At 70.4% G+C, this 15993-nt stretch carries 15 protein-coding genes; 9 read left to right on the forward strand and 6 right to left on the reverse strand.

Annotated elements, in window-relative coordinates:
* Positions 1-2 precede the first annotated feature (2 nt).
* From ilvN to ASG53_RS20585, 3 genes are all read left to right on the forward strand, one after another.
* Positions 3-527, forward strand: a complete 525-nt coding sequence (ilvN, locus tag ASG53_RS07410; protein ID WP_012866084.1) for an acetolactate synthase small subunit — start codon at positions 3-5, stop codon at positions 525-527.
* 51 nt (positions 528-578) lie between these two features.
* Complete coding sequence (ilvC, locus tag ASG53_RS07415; RefSeq protein WP_056130969.1) at positions 579-1607, forward strand: ketol-acid reductoisomerase; 1029 nt, start codon at positions 579-581, stop codon at positions 1605-1607.
* Positions 1608-1764: 157 nt separating this feature from the next.
* Positions 1765-2856, forward strand: a complete 1092-nt coding sequence (locus tag ASG53_RS20585; protein WP_162246137.1) for a nitroreductase/quinone reductase family protein — start codon at positions 1765-1767, stop codon at positions 2854-2856.
* 152 nt (positions 2857-3008) lie between these two features.
* On the opposite strand, the gene ASG53_RS07425 is transcribed toward ASG53_RS20585, so the two are convergent.
* Complete coding sequence (locus ASG53_RS07425; protein WP_156382716.1) at positions 3009-3734, reverse strand: TetR/AcrR family transcriptional regulator; 726 nt, start codon at positions 3732-3734, stop codon at positions 3009-3011.
* Between the two features lie 139 nt (positions 3735-3873).
* Between ASG53_RS07425 and ASG53_RS07430 the strand changes: the two genes are divergently transcribed.
* Both ASG53_RS07430 and ASG53_RS07435 read left to right on the forward strand, forming a co-directional pair.
* Positions 3874-6144, forward strand: a complete 2271-nt coding sequence (locus tag ASG53_RS07430) for an MMPL family transporter (RefSeq protein ID WP_056130974.1) — start codon at positions 3874-3876, stop codon at positions 6142-6144.
* A gap of 9 nt (positions 6145-6153) precedes the next feature.
* Positions 6154-6960, forward strand: coding sequence for a pentapeptide repeat-containing protein (locus tag ASG53_RS07435; protein ID WP_056130976.1), 807 nt, complete (start codon positions 6154-6156; stop codon positions 6958-6960).
* Here the strand turns inward: ASG53_RS07435 and ASG53_RS07440 are convergent.
* Positions 6957-7295 (reverse strand): antibiotic biosynthesis monooxygenase family protein, encoded by a 339-nt coding sequence (locus ASG53_RS07440; protein ID WP_056130977.1) that lies wholly within the window; start codon positions 7293-7295, stop codon positions 6957-6959. The genes ASG53_RS07435 and ASG53_RS07440 overlap by 4 nt on opposite strands.
* A gap of 101 nt (positions 7296-7396) precedes the next feature.
* On the opposite strand from ASG53_RS07440, the gene ASG53_RS07445 reads away from it, so the two are divergent.
* The 4 genes from ASG53_RS07445 (at position 7397) to ASG53_RS07460 (ending at position 13077) form a co-directional block, all read left to right on the forward strand.
* Positions 7397-8440 carry a 3-isopropylmalate dehydrogenase gene (locus ASG53_RS07445; RefSeq protein ID WP_056130983.1) on the forward strand — a complete coding sequence of 348 codons (1044 nt, stop codon included), beginning with the start codon at positions 7397-7399 and terminating at the stop codon, positions 8438-8440.
* Positions 8441-8600: 160 nt separating this feature from the next.
* Positions 8601-9725 carry a branched-chain amino acid aminotransferase gene (locus ASG53_RS07450; RefSeq protein ID WP_056130984.1) on the forward strand — a complete coding sequence of 375 codons (1125 nt, stop codon included), beginning with the start codon at positions 8601-8603 and terminating at the stop codon, positions 9723-9725.
* A 404-nt stretch (positions 9726-10129) separates the two neighbouring features.
* The gene (cimA, locus tag ASG53_RS07455; RefSeq protein ID WP_056130988.1) at positions 10130-11719 is read left to right on the forward strand and encodes a citramalate synthase; all 1590 of its coding nucleotides are present in this window, start codon (positions 10130-10132) and stop codon (positions 11717-11719) included.
* 308 nt (positions 11720-12027) lie between these two features.
* Complete coding sequence (locus ASG53_RS07460; protein ID WP_056130991.1) at positions 12028-13077, forward strand: lipoate--protein ligase family protein; 1050 nt, start codon at positions 12028-12030, stop codon at positions 13075-13077.
* A 164-nt stretch (positions 13078-13241) separates the two neighbouring features.
* Here the strand turns inward: ASG53_RS07460 and ASG53_RS07465 are convergent, their stop codons facing one another.
* From ASG53_RS07465 to ASG53_RS07480, 4 genes are all read right to left on the reverse strand, one after another.
* On the reverse strand, positions 13242-13709 hold the full coding sequence (locus tag ASG53_RS07465) for a hypothetical protein (RefSeq protein ID WP_056130994.1): 468 nt from the start codon (positions 13707-13709) through the stop codon (positions 13242-13244).
* The gene (locus tag ASG53_RS07470; RefSeq protein ID WP_056133841.1) at positions 13696-13890 is read right to left on the reverse strand and encodes a helix-turn-helix transcriptional regulator; all 195 of its coding nucleotides are present in this window, start codon (positions 13888-13890) and stop codon (positions 13696-13698) included. The genes ASG53_RS07465 and ASG53_RS07470 overlap by 14 nt, the downstream gene beginning before the upstream one ends.
* A 9-nt stretch (positions 13891-13899) precedes the next feature.
* Complete coding sequence (locus ASG53_RS07475; RefSeq protein ID WP_056130997.1) at positions 13900-14817, reverse strand: CPBP family intramembrane glutamic endopeptidase; 918 nt, start codon at positions 14815-14817, stop codon at positions 13900-13902.
* A gap of 363 nt (positions 14818-15180) precedes the next feature.
* On the reverse strand, positions 15181-15972 hold the full coding sequence (locus tag ASG53_RS07480; protein ID WP_056131000.1) for a hypothetical protein: 792 nt from the start codon (positions 15970-15972) through the stop codon (positions 15181-15183).
* Positions 15973-15993: the final 21 nt, after the last annotated feature.

Raw genomic sequence — 15993 nt, forward strand, 5'->3', positions numbered from 1 at the left:
CCATGACTCGTCACACCCTCTCGGTCCTCGTCGAGAACAAGCCCGCCGTGCTCGCGCGCGTCGCCGGCCTGTTCGCACGCAGGGCCTTCAACATCCACTCTCTCGCCGTCGGACCGACGGAGCACGAAGAGCTCTCGCGGGTGACCGTCGTCGTCGACGTCGACGACCTCCCGCTGGAACAGGTGACCAAGCAGCTGAACAAGCTGGTCAACGTCATCAAGATCGTCGAGCTGGACCCGGCAGCGGCGGTACAGCGCGAGCTCATGCTCGTGAAGGTGAGAGCAGACCTCAGCACGCGCACCCACGTGCTCGAGGTCGTGCAGCTCTTCCGCGCCCACGTCGTCGACGTCGTCCCTGACGCCGTGACGATCGAGGCGACCGGTAACCCGGACAAGCTCTCGGCACTCCTCGGGGCTCTCGAGCCCTTCGGCATCCGCGAGATCGTCAAGTCGGGGACCGTCGGGATCGGGCGCGGATCGCGCTCGATCACCGACCGGGCACTCGAGCGCGTCCCGCGCTCGGCCTGACACACTTCATGCACGACCTACGACACACACGTCTAACCAAGGAGATCTACGGTGGCTGAGCTGTTCTACGACGACGACGCTGATCTGTCCATCATTGCTGGCCGCAAGGTTGCCGTCATCGGCTACGGGAGCCAGGGCCACGCCCACGCGCTCAACCTGCGCGACTCCGGCGTCGACGTCACCGTCGGCCTGCGCGAGGGCTCTGCGTCCCGCAAGAAGGCCGAGGACGAGGGCCTGCGCGTCCTGACCGTCGCGGAGGCCGTCAAGGGCGCCGACGTCGTCGTCATCCTCGCGCCGGACCAGGTCCAGCGTCACGTGTACACCGAGGAGATCGCCCCGAACCTCACCGAGGGTGCTGCCCTCGTCTTCGGGCACGGCTTCAACATCCGCTTCGGCTACATCAAGCCCGAGGCCGGCCACGACATCGTCATGGTCGCCCCCAAGGGCCCGGGGCACCTCGTGCGCCGCGAGTACCTCGACGGCCGCGGCGTGCCCGTGATCGTCGCTGTCGAGCAGGACGCGTCCGGCTCGGCGTGGGAGCTCGCGCTCTCCTACGGCAAGGCGATCGGTGGCCTGCGCGCCGCCGGCATCAAGACCACCTTCACCGAGGAGACCGAGACCGACCTCTTCGGCGAGCAGGCTGTCCTCTGCGGCGGTGCGTCGCAGCTCGTCCAGTACGGCTTCGAGGTGCTCACCGAGGCTGGCTACCAGCCCGAGGTCGCCTACTTCGAGGTGCTGCACGAGCTCAAGCTCATCGTCGACCTCATGTGGGAGGGCGGGATCGCCAAGCAGCGCTGGTCCGTCTCCGACACCGCTGAGTACGGCGACTACGTCTCCGGCCCGCGCGTCATCACCCCCGAGGTGAAGGAGAACATGAAGGCTGTCCTCGCGGACATCCAGAACGGTGCCTTCGCCGAGCGCTTCATCGCCGACCAGGACAACGGTGCCCCCGAGTTCAAGGAGCTCCGTGCCAAGGGCGAGGCGCACCCGATCGAGGCCACCGGCCGCGAGCTGCGCAAGCTCTTCGCGTGGGTCAAGCCTTCGGACACCGACTACGTCGAGGGAAGCGCCGGGCGCTGACGCAGCGCGGAGTGACGGAGGAGCTCCGGGCGGAGTCGAAGCCCGGGGCTTCCCGATGAGTAGGTATCGGGGTTCAGCAGGACGCTGATCCTCGTCTTTTCCCTGGTCGGGCCCGCCTGCGCTTTTGCAGGCGGGCCCGACCTGCTTCACTGGGGTCATGCCTCTCCACGGAACGTACGAGCCCAGCACCGACGACTTCTCGCGCGAGCAGGTCGAGCTCATCGAGCGCACGAACGGTGCTGAGGGAACCACGATGCGAGGCATGCCTGTCATCGTGCTCGTCTCGCGTGGTGCGAAGTCCGGCAAGATCCGCAAGATCCCCCTCATGCGCGTCGAGCACGACGGGCAGTACGCGGTGGTCGCCTCGCTCGGCGGCGCCCCGAAGCACCCGACCTGGTACTACAACCTGGTCGCCCACCCCCACGTCGAGCTCCGCGACGGTGCCGTGGTGCGGGACTACCTGGCGCGTGAGCTCGAGGGCGCGGAGCGCGAGACGTGGTGGGCCAGGTCCGTCGAGGCCTACCCCGACTACGCGGACTACGCGGTCAAGACGTCACGGCTGATCCCGGTGTTCGTCCTCGAGCCCGTGGACCCCGAGGTCGCGGAGCAGCACGACAGCGCTGCGGCTGCGGGTGCAAAGACCCACGCAGGGACCGCGGCTGCTGCAGGTTCCGACGCAGGCGTGGTCGCCGGCGCAGCGGACGCAGGGCTCCCGTACGAGGAGACCGAGCAGGAGCTCGAGCGGATCGAGAAGGCCACCGAGCTCGACGACGAGATCGCCGAGTTCTGGGAGAACGCGCGTGTGCAGGCCGGGCTCGGGCGCATCGCGGTCGTGGGCGGGTTGACGGTCGCCGAGAACGTCGCTCCTGTCGCCTGGTCCTTCGGCGACAACCCTGAGCAGGCTGACAGGCTCCTCGGGCTCGTCCTCGACGGCACGAAGACCGCGACGTCCTCGGCCCTGTCGGAGTACGACGGCGACGACGCGCCGCTGCCTCGCGAGGGCGACCTGTCGATCGTGGTCGACGGAGCGGGGCACCCGAAGGCGCTCATCCGGACGACCGACGTCGCCGTGGTGCCCTTCGGTGAGGTGAGCGACGACTTCGCCGCCGCCGAGGGAGAGGGCGACCGGAGCCTCGAGGCGTGGCGGACGGACCACACCGAGTTCTTCACCCGGGTGCTGGGGCTCGTCACGGTCCCCGAGGACTTCATGGTGGTCACCGAGCGTTTCGAGCTGCTCTACCCGCGCTGACGCGGCCGAGAGCCGCACCGCACCATCCCGCGTCGTCCGGACGCGCAGAGGGGCCGACGTCCGCGAGGACCTCGGCCCCTCTGTCGTGCTGCTGCTCCGCAGGCTGAGCGCGAGGGCGAGGCCGTCACCGCACGTGAGCTGCGCAGGTCCGGCTACGCGGGAGCGTCGGACGGGACGTAGGGGATGCCGAGGGCTGTGGCCGCGTCTTCGAGCTCGCTCTCGAAGTAGGGCGTGACGTCGTCGAACATGAAGGCCAGCTGTCCGGAGACCTCCATGCCGATCACGCCGTAGAGCCGGACCCAGGTGCGGGTGAACACGAAGAGCGCTGCGGGCGGGGGAGCGTGGTCTCCGGCGGCGACCAGGTCGAAGGACTCTTCGACGAAGTCGCGGATCGTGCCGCAGGTCGCTGCTGACGTGGCGGTGAGCTCGGGGACCTCGAAGGGCTGCGTCCCCCACAGGCGCAGGTAGAGGTCGAAGAACACCGCTGCGAAGCGCGCGGTGCTGCTCGTGTCGCCAGGGTTCTCCGCGCCGTGGCGGAACATGAGGGCGAACTCGTTGCGGTGCCCGACGGCCCAGGCGCGGAAGGTGCGGATCGCGGCGTGCATGGCACGTCCTCCGTCGTCACCGGCTGCGACGACCGCCGCCGAGAGGGCCTCGGTGATCTCTTCGAAGAAGTCCTCGCACATGGAGGCCACGAGGTCGTCGAGGCTCGGGAAGTACCTGTAGAGCGCAGGTGCCGTCATGCCCATGTCGCGGGCGATACCGCGCAGCGTGACCTCCTGGACGCCGTCCTGCGCGAGCTGCTGGCGGGCGACCGACTTGATCTCGAGCTCGGTCGCCATCCGCTGCATCTCGCGGCGGGTCGTCTGTGCCGTCACGCTCTCGTCCTCCTCGGGCGCACCGCGCACGGGTGCGCCGCCTTGACAGATGTAAACACCAGATGTTCTAGTGAACGCCGTTAGCAAACAGTGTTCACTGAAGTGATCGGCTGTCACATCTTACGTCAGGGAGTCCACCGTGTTCTCAGCCCTCGGGTCCTTCGTCTACAGACGCAGAGGTCTGGTCCTGCTGCTCGCGGGGCTCCTCACCGTGATCGCCGCCGTCCTGGGTCCGGCCGTCACCGAGTCCGTCAAGAGCGGTGGTTTTGCCGACCCGGGGTCGGAGAGCGCTGCCGCCGACGCCCTGCTCGAGGAGACCTTCGGACGGAGCGCGGCCGACGTCGTGGTGGTCTACGGGTCGGAGACCGTCTTGACCGAGGACCCGGTCTTCGCCCAGACCGTCGCCACAGCCCTCGGCGGGCTCCCGGACGGCGTCGCGCTGTCAGTGCTCACGCCGTGGACTGACGGCCTCCCGGCCGACGTCGCGACCAGCCTGCTCGGCAGCGACGGGCACAGTGCCCTCGCCGTGATCACGCTGTCCGGCACCACCGAGGAGGCGCGCCAGGCGCAGGTCGACGGCATCGAGGACGACCTCGCGGCGCCCGACGGCTGGACCACCGAGGTGGGCGGCTCCGTCGTCGTCATGACCGAGATGCAGCACCTCTCCGAGACCGACATCGTCCGGGCCGAGATGTTCGCGATGCCTGTGCTGGTCCTCCTGCTGCTGGTGATCTTCGGCGGCCTCGTGGCCGCGCTGCTCCCCGTGACCATCGGGGTGGTGGCCATCCTCGGAGCCCTCGGCCTCCTGCGGGTGCTGACGACCGTCACCGACGTCTCGTCCTTCGCGGTCAACGTCACGACGATCCTCGGGCTCGGTCTCGCGATCGACTACTCGCTGTTCATCGTGAGCCGCTTCCGCGAAGAGCTCGCCCGGACGGACGACGTCGAGGCGGCCATCAGCACGACGGTCTCGACAGCCGGGCGCACGGTCGTGTTCTCCGGGGTGACCGTGCTCATCGCCTTCGCAGGTCTGCTGTTCTTCCCGCAGATGTTCTTGCGGTCGATGGGTCTCGGCGGCATGGCTGTGGTGCTCCTCGACATGCTGCTCGCCGTCACGCTGCTGCCGGCCCTGCTCGCCGTCCTTGGGCGCCGGGTCGACGCGGGTCGTCTGCCGCGCAGCCTCACCGCGCGCCTGGCCGGTCTGCGAGGGAGACGGGGAGGGGAGCGTGACGGCGCCCGCGGGTGGGCGCGTGTCGCTGCGTTCGTGCTGCGCTTCCCTGGGGCTGTCGTCACGGCCTCGGTCGCTCTCCTCGTGCTCCTCGCGCTCCCGGTCCTCGGCCTGCAGGTGGCCGACGGGGACGCCCGCGAGCTGCCCACGGCCTCGGGGCCACGTCAGGCGACCGAACGGGTCGCCGAGCTGTTCCCTGGGCAGTCGGGGACTGTCGTCGAGGTGGCGGTGCGCAGCGCTGAGGGGCAGCTCGACCCGGGGGAGACCGAAGTGTTCCTCGCGGAGGTCGGAGCTCTCGACGGTGTGCTCGGCGCCGAGGTCGTCGCGCAGGCCGGCTCGGTGACGCACGTGTCTGTCGCGACCGACCTGCTCACCGACTCGTCCGGTGCCCGCACGCTCGTCTCCGAGATCCGCGACGTCGACGCCCCGACCGAGACCGAGGTGCTCGTCGGCGGCGCCGCCGCCACGAGCGCCGACTCGATCCGGGCGATCGTCTCGACAGCCCCGTGGACCGCGTTGTTCATCGCCGGCGTGACGCTGGTCCTCTTGTTCCTCGCCCTCGGCTCTGTGGTCGCGCCGGTCAAGGCCGTGCTGCTCAACGGGCTCTCCCTCGCGGCGACCTTCGGTGTGCTCACCTGGGCCTTCGTCGACGGGCACCTCGCCGGCGTCGCGGGCTTCACCGCCGCTGGGGCCGTCGCCCCGGGCAACCTCGTGCTCGTCGCGGTCGTCGCCTTCGGCCTCGCGATGGACTACGAGCTCTTCCTGCTCAGCCGCATCCGCGAGGCGCACCTCTCCGGTGCCGGGACCCGCGAGGCGATCACGACGGGCCTCGTCCGCTCCGGCAGCACCATCACGAGTGCGGCCCTGCTGCTCGTCGTCGTGCTCGCCGCGATGGCCACGAGCGGTGTCACCTTCCTCAAGGTCGTCGGCCTCGGGCTGGCCTTCGCGGTCGCCCTCGACGCGACGGTCGTCCGGGCGCTGCTCGTCCCGGCCACGCTCGCCCTCCTCGGGCGCGCCACCTGGTGGCTGCCCGGCCCGCTGCGCAGGGTCCACGACCGCTTCGGCGTGAGCGAGGGGGAGGTCGAGGACGGTGCTGAGGGAGCCGAGGTGCCCGATCGCGGTCCCGAGACACGAGCGGTCCACCCACCCGACCGAGCCCGCACGGTCGGAGCGACCCGCTAGGGTGCCGCCATGACACACGAGACCGCCCGACCGTCTGGCGCCGCAGCCCTGCGACGCCGGTGGGACGAAGACCGCGTCGCCGAGGTCCGAGACCAGCTCGTGCAGCAGGCGAAGATCGCGCGTGGTCCGCACCGGGTGGTCTCACCCTGGGGGACCCAGGAGGACCTGCCCGTCGACCTCCGGGGCTTCCCGGCTGGCAAGGACGGCCTCGCCGTCCACTACCTGACGCTCGAGGCGCTCGACCTCTCGCACATGAAGGGCCGGCTGCACGTCTACCAGTCCGAGCTCGTGGCGTGCACGCTCGACGGTGCCACCCTCGCGGTGGGGAGCATCCTCGGACGCCGGCTCGAGCGGTGCAGCTTCGTCGCGGCGCGGATGCCGAAGGTCAGGCTCGCCGGGACCTTCGTCGACTGCGACTTCGGCGGGGCGTCGCTCCGAGGGGCCACGCTCGGGGAGAACGCGACCTTCGAGCGGTGCTCCTTCGACGCGACGGACCTCTCCGACGCGCGGTTCGTCGGCGGGCGGTTCGTCGACTGCAGCTTCGAGGCGGCCGTCGTCTCGCCGCTCACGTCCTTCGAGCGGTGCGAGCTCCGGGGAGGCGGTCCTCCTGTCGGAGCGCTCCGGCTGGAGCGCTGCACCGTCGACGGCGAGCGGGCCGCAGACCGCTGGGACGGGCAGGGTGCCGCCGAGGAGATCGAGGACCGGTACCTCGCCGACTACGTGGAGGCGGTCGAGGCCGGTCGGGCAGAGGGCGTCCCGCTGGAGCCCGAGTCTCCCCGGCGGTCAACCGGCCGGGGAGGCTCCGGAGGCCGCTAGGCCTCGCTGTCGACGCCCAGGACCACCTCGAACTCCAGCAGGCTCGCTCCGGAGGCGACCGACGCCGGTCGCGCTGCGGGGGCGCCGTCGGCTCCGGCCGGGGGACCGGCGTGGGCTGCGCGGGCGGGGCCGTCGGCCCAGGCCTGGTAGGCCTCCTCGGACTCCCACTTGGTGTAGACGAAATAGCGGGTCTCGCCCTTGACCGGGCGGAGCAGCTCGAAGCCGAGGAACCCGGGTGAGTTCTCGACGGCTCCCTTGCGGGCGGCGAACCGCTTCTCGAGCTCGGGGCCGGAGCCCTCGGGTACGTCGATGGCGTTGATCTTCACGACTGTCATGCGGTTCAGCGTCTCACAGACGGCCGTTCCCGTGACCTGCGCGAGGTTCGCATCGCGAGATCCGTATCCCGACACGTGGGACTGTGTCTAGACTCTGGACCATGACGAGGAACATCGAGCTGGCAGTGGTCGCAGGCGACGGCATCGGGATCGAGGTCGTCGAGCAGGGGCTCGCCGTCCTGGACGCAGCCCTGGCCGGGACCGGCACCACGATCTCACCGACCACCTTCGACCTCGGCGCCCAGCGCTGGCACCGGACGGGGGAGACCCTCACCGACGAGGACCTCGCCTCGATCCGCACGCACGACGCGATCCTGCTCGGCGCCATCGGCGACCCGTCAGTCCCGTCGGGCGTCCTCGAGCGAGGGCTGCTGCTCAAGCTGCGCTTCGCCCTCGACCACTACGTCAACCTGCGCCCTGGCAAGCTCTACCAGGGTGTGAAGTCCCCGCTCGCCGAGCCCGGCGAGATCGACTTCGTCGTCGTCCGCGAGGGCACCGAGGGACCGTACGTCGGGAACGGCGGCGCGATCCGCGTCGGCACACCGCACGAGGTCGCCAACGAGGTCTCCGTCAACACGGCCTTCGGCGTCGAGCGCGTCGTCCGCGACGCCTTCGCCCGCGCCCAGGCCCGCCCCCGCAAGCACCTCACGCTCGTGCACAAGCACAACGTCCTCGTGCACGCAGGTCACCTGTGGCGTCGGACGGTCGAGGCCGTCAACGCCGACTTCCCGGACGTCACGACGGACTACCTCCACGTCGACGCCGCCACCATCTTCCTCACGACGAACCCGTCGCGATTCGACGTCATCGTCACCGACAACCTGTTCGGCGACATCCTGACGGACCAGGCCGCCGCGATCACCGGCGGCATCGGCCTCGCGGCCTCGGCGAACATCAACCCGGACCGCACCGCACCCTCCATGTTCGAGCCCGTCCACGGCTCTGCGCCCGACATCGCCGGGCAGGGCAAGGCCGACCCCACGGCCACAGTCCTCTCGGTCGCGATGCTCCTCGACCACCTCGGTCTGACCGACGAGTCGCGTCGCGTGGAGGCTGCCGTCGCGGCAGACCTCGTCGAGCGCGGCGCGCGAGTACGATCGACGGCCGAGGTGGGCACCGAGCTCGCAGACCGCGTGCGCGGCTGACGCTCAGACCCCTTCGGCCGTCTTCACCGCCACTGCTCCACCGGACGCCCGTCGCCGGACGCGCGTCTCCGCAGACCGGACGGCCTCTTCCCACGCCGTGCCCCATCACGGGGCGCGGCGTGGGAAACTCGTCTGGTCGCCAGGTGAAAGGCCTACCACCATGAGTTCCACGCTCGACCAGACGTCCGACGCCGCAGCCCGCGCCGCGTCCTTCGACATCCGCCCCTCTGACGCCCCGCTGCCCGACGCGGAGCGCGAGGCGCTCCTCGCCGACCCGAAGTTCGGCACGGTCTTCTCCGACCACATGGCCAGGGTCACCTGGACCGCCGGGACGGGGTGGGCCGACCACCGCGTCGAGAAGTACGGGCCGCTCCAGATGGACCCCGCCAGTGCGGTGCTGCACTACGCGCAGGAGATCTTCGAAGGTCTCAAGGCGTACCGCCACGCCGACGGCTCGGTCTGGACGTTCCGTCCCGAGGCGAACGCCGCCCGCTTCGCGCGGTCGGCCCGTCGCCTCGCGCTCCCCGAGCTGCCCGAGCAGGACTTCCTCGGGGCGATCACCGCGCTCGTGCGCGCCGACGCCGCCTGGGTTCCCTCGGGCGCGGAGGCCAGCCTCTACCTGCGGCCGTTCATGTACGGCTCCGAGGCCTTCCTCGGGGTACGTCCCTCGCTCGAGGCCGAGTTCCTCGTCATCGCCTCGCCCGTCGGCCCGTACTTCGCGGGCGGCGTGAAGCCCGTGTCGATCTGGGTCTCCCAGGACATGCACCGCGCAGGAGCCGGCGGCACAGGCGACGCCAAGTGCGGCGGCAACTACGCGGCCAGCCTCAAGCCGCAGATCGAGGCCTACGAGCACGGCTTCGAGCAGGTGCTGTTCCTCGACGCCTCGACCAACACCGCGATCGAAGAGCTCGGCGGGATGAACGTGTTCTTCGTCCGTGCCGACGGCTCGGTCGAGACCCCGGAGCTCTCCGGCTCGATCCTCGAGGGCGTCACGCGCATGTCGATCATCCAGCTGCTCAAGGACCGCGGCCACGAGGTGGTCGAGCGGCGCATCCTCCTCACCGAGGTCCAGGAGGGCCTGGCCGACGGCTCGATCGTCGAGGCCTTCGCGTGCGGGACCGCGGCTGTCGTCACGCCGATCGGCCGTCTGGCGGGAGCGGAGTTCGACGCGACCATCTCGGGCGGCGGACCGGGCGAGCTCACGCTGTCGATCCGTGACGAGCTCACAGGGATCCAGACCGGACGGGTCGCGGACCCGCACGGGTGGATGACGCGCCTCGTCTGAGCGACCCTTCAGGGTGACCAGACAGGCTGCCCGGCGACGAGCGATCGTCGCCGGTCAGCCTGCTGTCTGCGCGGGGGCCAACACGCCAGAGAGCTGGGACGATGCCGCCCGGGAGTGGAGCCCGTCCCTGCGCCGTCGGGACGCCAGTCGCACATCGCGGACACAAAGTTGACTCTGCGAGCAGACGTGGCATCATGTGAGGCGTGACACACCACGTCAGCACTGCGCTCCTCATCATGTAGCGCGTCCGGTTCCTTCCTCCGGACGCGCAGACCTCCCGTACCCCGGGGGGTTTTTTGTTTGTCCGGCACACCCCGCCGGGCAGCGAGCGCGGCGGGGGGGAGGGGCACCGAGAGGTACCAGCAGTCCCGAAGCATGTGACACACCGAGAGAAGAGCAGACGAGTGACCTTCCACGTCTACGACACCACCCTGCGCGACGGCGCCCAGCAAGAGGGCATGAACCTCTCGGTCTCCGACAAGCTGGCCATCGCACCGCTGCTCGACGAGCTCGGGGTGGGGTTCATCGAGGGCGGGTGGCCCGGCGCGGTCCCCAAGGACACCGACTTCTTCGCCCGGGCGCAGAAGGAGCTCACGCTCCGCAACGCCGTGCTCGCCGCCTTCGGGGCGACCCGCAAGGTCGGCCTGCAGGCGAGCGAGGACCCGCAGGTGCTCGCGCTCCTCGCGTCGCAGGCGCCCGTCATCACCCTCGTGGCGAAGTTCGACGTCCGCCACGTGGAGCGGGCGCTGCGCACGACGCCCGAGGAGAACCTCGCGATGATCACGGACACCGTGTCCTTCCTCGTGGCCGAGGGACGACGGGTGGTGGTCGACGCCGAGCACTTCTTCGACGGGTACAGGTTCGACCCCGAGTACTCCCGGCGTGCGGCCGTCACGGCTTTCGAGGCCGGCGCCGAGGTGGTCGCGCTCTGCGACACCAACGGCGGGATGCTGCCCAACTGGGTCGGCGAGATCGTCGCGGACGTCCGCGAGACCGTCGGCGAGGGCCCGATCCTCGGGATGCACGCCCACAACGACACCGGGTGCGCCGTCGCGAACACCCTCGCGGCCGTCGACGCCGGAGCCTCGCACGTCCAGGGGACCGTGAACGGCTACGGCGAGCGCACAGGCAACGCCGACCTGATCACCGTGGTGGCCAACCTCGAGCTCAAGGGAGGGCGCATCCTCCTCGCCGGGAACGGGCTCGCCGAGTCCAGCCGCCTGGCGCACGCCATCAGCGAGATCACGAACATCTCGCCCTACGCCCGTCAGCCCTACGTCGGGGCGAGCGCCTTCGCCCACAAGGCGGGGCTGCACGCGAGCGCGATCAAGGTCGACCCCGACCTGTACCAGCACATCGACCCAACGCTCGTGGGCAACGACATGCGCATGCTCATCTCCGAGATGGCCGGGCGCGCGTCGATCGAGCTCAAGGGCAAGGAGCTCGGCTTCGACCTCGCGGGGCAGGGGGAGGTGCTCACACGGGTGACCACCCGCGTCAAGGAGGCCGAGGCGAACGGCTACACCTATGACGCCGCAGACGCCTCCTTCGAGCTGCTGCTCACCGAAGAGGTCCGCGGAGAGCGTCCGCAGTATTTCACCGTCGAGAGCTGGCGGACGATCGTCGAGCGCACAGGGCACCGCGGGACGGTGCCGGTGTCCGAGGCGACGGTCAAGCTCCAGGCGGGCGGGCAGCGCCAGGTCGTCACGGGGGAGGGCAACGGGCCTGTCAACGCCCTCGACCACGCGCTGAGGCTCGCGCTCGCGACCGTGTACCCCGAGATCGCGCACTTCGAGCTCATCGACTTCAAGGTGCGCATCCTCGACCAGATGCACGGCACCGACGCCGTCACCCGGGTGCTCATCGAGACCACGGACGGGCAGCGCAGCTGGTCGACCGTCGGGGTCGGCGCGAACCTGCTCGAGGCCTCGTGGGAGGCGCTGACAGACTCCGCGATCTACGGCCTGATCCACGCCGGGGTCGACCCGCGCTGACGGCTGACGGGGGAGCTGGGGGCAGAGGCTGGCGGACCAGGGGTGGCTGCGTCGTCGCTGGTCGGCTGCGGCCGGTCCGGTCGGCGGCCTGGCGGTCGGCACCGGCACCGGCACCCACATCGTGACTTCGGAGCGAGATCGATCCGAAGGAGTCACGATCTCGCTCCGAAGTCACGATCTCGCTGGCTTGGGCTGGACGTCCGGTCTGGTCTGGCCCGGCTGGATCGGCGCACTGCGTCCGCGCTGCGGAGGTGGTGTGGCGGGGGTCTCATCTCGCCTCTGCCGAGGGTGGGCATAGGGTGACCTGTGTGAGAGGCGAATACAAGGTCCCAGGTGGCAAGCTCGTAGCGATCGACCTCGAGGTCGAGGAGGGTCGGCTGGCGCACGTCGCGGTCAGCGGCGACTTCTTCCTCGAGCCCGACACGGCCCTCGCCGACATCGACAGGGCGCTCGAGGGCATGCCCGTCGACGCGTCGGTCGCGGCGCTCGCCGAGTCGATCAGTCGCACGCTCGACCCGACAGCCGTGCTCGTGGGCTTCAGCCCCGAGGCCGTCGCGATCGCGGCCCGTCGCGCGCTCGGCCGGGCGACGGGGTGGCACGACCACACCTTCGAGATCGTCCACGACGGTCCGCAGGCCCCCGAGATGCACATGGCACTCGACCAGGCGATCTCCGAGTCCGTCGACGCCGGGCTCCGCCCGCCGACGCTGCGCATCTGGGAGTGGGGCGCGCCCGCCGTGGTGATCGGCTCCTTCCAGTCGCTCAAGAACGAGGTCGACCCTGAGGGCGCCGAGAAGCACGGCATCACCGTCGTGCGCCGAGTCTCGGGCGGTGGCGCGATGTTCATCGAGCCCGGCAACACCATCACCTACTCGCTCACCGTCCCGAGCTCGCTCGTCGAGGGCCTGAGCTTCGAGAAGTCCTACGCCTTCCTCGACGACTGGGTGCTCGGCGCCCTCGCCGAGCTCGGCGTGGCCGCGACGTACCAGCCGCTCAACGACATCGCGTCACCCGCGGGCAAGATCGCGGGAGCCGCGCAGAAGCGCTTCGTCGGGGGAGCGGTGCTCCACCACGTGACGATGGCCTACGACATCGACGCCGACAAGATGCTCGAGGTGCTGCGCATCGGCCGCGAGAAGATGAGCGACAAGGGCACCAAGAGCGCCAACAAGCGTGTCGACCCCGTGCGCTCGCAGACGGGCATGTCCCGCGCGGAGGTCATCGAGGCCTTCAAGGCGCACTTCCGAGGACGCTACGAGACCGTCGAGGGGAGCGTCACCGAGGCCGAGTGGGCCCGGGCGCGCGAGCTCGTCGAGACGAAGTTCTCCACGACGGAGTGGACCGCACGGGTGCCGTGACGGGCACGGCACCGAGAGGCCGGCGTCTGTGGCTCGCTGCCGTGCGCGGGCCTCGCAGCGGGCCAAGGCTGCGCACGACGAGTCGACCCCGAGAGCGATGCTCTCGGGGTCGACTCGTCTCTGTGCTGGCGGTGCGTGCTGCGGTCGAGGTGCGGGCGTGACCCTCAGGTCCGGCGGTCGACGACGACGAAGGTGATGACACCGGTCGCGATGAGCAGGTAGGGCAGGACGCGCAGAGCGGTGTCCGCGTCGAGGCCGAGACCCGAGGCGGCGGGTAGCAGGGCGCTGACCACGAAGGCGACGAAGCCGACGACCGACATGGTCACGAGGTAGACGCGGGTGTCTCGCTCGTCTCCTCGACCTGAGAAGACCCGCTCTGCGGTCGCTGCGTCGGCGCCCCTCCGGGTGGCTCGGCGGCCGGCGACCCACAGCAGGACGAGGACAAGACCTCCGCCGCAGAGGACCCCAGCGCCCGTCGCCCAGTCGTCGAAGGCGGCATAGGTCCCCGCGATGGCCAGGAGCAGACCGACGGTCGCGAGCAGCAGCACGTGGTGGGCGCGGGTGCTGAACCCGGCGCGTGCTCCGTGGGCGGTCGAGCCGGCTCCGTCCTGGTGGTTCTCAGGCGTCGACATGGAAGATCTCCTCGACTGTCGTGGTGAAGTGGCGGGCGATGGCGATCGCGAGGGGGAGGGACGGGTCGTACTTCCCGGTCTCGATCGAGTTGATGGTCTGGCGTGAGACACCGAGGGCGGTGCCGAGCGCCCCTTGGGACAGTCCTGCGGCCTCGCGCAGGGTGCGGACGTCGTTGTGCATGCAGGTCACCTAGCTCGGGTCTGGACGGGGTGCTGGGCTGACAGAGGAGGTCGTACCGGCCGTGGCCTCGCCGTCGGCGGCGGTGCCGATCCGCGTCGTCGCGGGCTCGGCAGGCACCGGGAGCATCAGTGCCCGGAGATCCACGAGCGCGTGCAGGACCATCGGCAGGAGGAGGCTGCCCGTCACGAGGAAGAGCCCGGCCATGAGAGCGCCGAAGATCCCCGTGCTGACGATCCCGGTCCATCCCTGGTACCAGTGGGCGAGCCCGAAGGACACGGCTGCGATCGCGACGAGCAGGGCCGTGGGGGCGTCGCTCGGCAGGACGATAGCGAGCGTGAGCAGGAGCAGGCCGCGGTAGGTGATCTCCTCCGTGACACCGGCGCTCAGCGAGAGCATCGCCCATCCGCGTCTCCCGGCTGCGGTCCTGGGGAGCATCGGCAGGACGGCGGCCATCTGGCCTCGAGGTTCCGCGGCGGGAGCCTCTGACTCGTCTGAGACCGCCGCGGTGGTGGGTGCGCTGGCCGCGGCGCGGCGTGAGCGCCACCTACGGACGAGCATCGCCAGTGCGACCACGACGATCATGAGCAGCACGCCGGCGATCATCCCGCGCACGGCGCTGCTGGCCACCGAGTCGCCGCTCGGCCACGACGGCCAGCGCGCGCCGATGTCGGCGAGGCCCACGCCTGGGAGGGCGAGGACGAGTGCGACGGCCAGGATCGCGGACGTGCATCCCTGGAGCGTCCACGACCTGTAGTGGCGCAGCCGGGCTGGTTCGCCCTCGGCTGCCTCTTCGACGCGGAACCGCGCGAAGGAGCGTCGGCCCGTGATCGGCTCGCGCAGGACGAGCACGAGCGAGGCGACGGCGAGCAGGACCACTGTGGCGGCGGGTGGGTCGAGCGACTGGAGGTGCGAGACGAGGTCGTTCACGGGTACTCCGTTCAGGTGTCAAAGGTGCTTGACTCCTGTCAAGCATGCTTGACTGCGAATGGGGTGTCAAGGGTGCTCGTCTCCCCGCGACCCCGACTCCGCGACCCGCACCCCGGGGCACCAAGAGCAAGGGAGGACGTGCGGCACAGGACGCGAGCATGCCTGCCGGTGCTGAAGACCTCCGAGGCCTGCAGGACGACAGACGCCCCGGACCTCCCTGCAGGGAGGTCCGGGGCATCTGGAGGCATGCTGCTGGCGTCGGACCGGGGTCTACTTCCTGCCCTTCTCGACTCGCCAGAGACGAGCCGACCCGAGTCCGGCCTTACCGACAGGTCGGCCGGCAGCCGGTCACCTGGATTGCGGTCAGCGTCCGGCGAGCATCTCGACGACGGTCTCTCGGGACTCTGTCATCGCGACGAAGTCCACGCGGGTGTCCTCGAACTGCTCCTCGCCGTCGGTGAACATCTTCTCGGTGAGGGGGCCCGCAGCGTCGTCGTTGACGACCACGGTGATCCACACCGCGTAGTCCTCGGGGGCGTCGGCGGGGATCAGCTCGCGGACCGCGGGGGTCGCGAGCGACGCGATGGTCAGCTCGACGAGGCGGCGCAGGTCGACCTGTGTCTGGGCGTCCGCCCCGGTCTCGCCCAGCACGACGATCTCGGTGCGCAGGCGTGCGTTCTCCTCGTCCCAGACGAACACCCCGGGCACCAGACCCTCGCTCGGCTCGGGGCCGCGGACGACGGGCTTCGCGGGGACCGCAGGCGTGACCGCGGCGGCCGCAGCGGGCTCTTCCTCGACGACGACCGGCAGCGGAGTCTCGACGACAGACAGCGGGATCGACCGGCCCAGGCGCTCCTGCAAGATCTCGACGTTGCGCTTCGCGAGCGGACCGAGCGGGGTGGTCGCGTCGACCTGGATCCGGACGCCGGCGCCCGAGGTGCCCTCCGGGATGCTGTGGCCGAAGTCGCCCGCCTGGACCGAGCGCACCACGGCGACGATCGCGTCGGACAGGGTGTCGGCGACGAGGCTCGCGTCAGGGCTGCTCGAGTCGAACGGCAGGTGCACGACCACGCTGTTCCCCTCGGCGTCCCACACCTCCGTGACACCCGGCGGGAGCGCAGTGACGGCGGGCTTGCGGGAGAAGGGCATCTTCATGGTCTGACCTTATCTGCCCGG

This window comes from Sanguibacter sp. Leaf3 (assembly GCF_001425965.1).
Classification (GTDB): domain Bacteria; phylum Actinomycetota; class Actinomycetes; order Actinomycetales; family Cellulomonadaceae; genus Sanguibacter; species Sanguibacter inulinus.

What these genes read in the sequence shown, in the direction of transcription:
- ilvN (WP_012866084.1), top strand. Translation starts at nt 3, where the DNA reads ATGACTCGTCACACCCTCTCGGTCCTCGTCGAGAACAAGCCCGCCGTG.
- ASG53_RS20585 (WP_162246137.1), top strand. Translation starts at nt 1,765, where the DNA reads ATGCCTCTCCACGGAACGTACGAGCCCAGCACCGACGACTTCTCGCGC.
- ASG53_RS07435 (WP_056130976.1), top strand. Translation starts at nt 6,154, where the DNA reads ATGACACACGAGACCGCCCGACCGTCTGGCGCCGCAGCCCTGCGACGC.
- ASG53_RS07440 (WP_056130977.1), bottom strand. Translation starts at nt 7,295, where the DNA reads ATGACAGTCGTGAAGATCAACGCCATCGACGTACCCGAGGGCTCCGGC.
- ASG53_RS07445 (WP_056130983.1), top strand. Translation starts at nt 7,397, where the DNA reads ATGACGAGGAACATCGAGCTGGCAGTGGTCGCAGGCGACGGCATCGGG.
- ASG53_RS07450 (WP_056130984.1), top strand. Translation starts at nt 8,601, where the DNA reads ATGAGTTCCACGCTCGACCAGACGTCCGACGCCGCAGCCCGCGCCGCG.
- ASG53_RS07465 (WP_056130994.1), bottom strand. Translation starts at nt 13,709, where the DNA reads ATGTCGACGCCTGAGAACCACCAGGACGGAGCCGGCTCGACCGCCCAC.
- ASG53_RS07470 (WP_056133841.1), bottom strand. Translation starts at nt 13,890, where the DNA reads ATGCACAACGACGTCCGCACCCTGCGCGAGGCCGCAGGACTGTCCCAA.
- ASG53_RS07480 (WP_056131000.1), bottom strand. Translation starts at nt 15,972, where the DNA reads ATGAAGATGCCCTTCTCCCGCAAGCCCGCCGTCACTGCGCTCCCGCCG.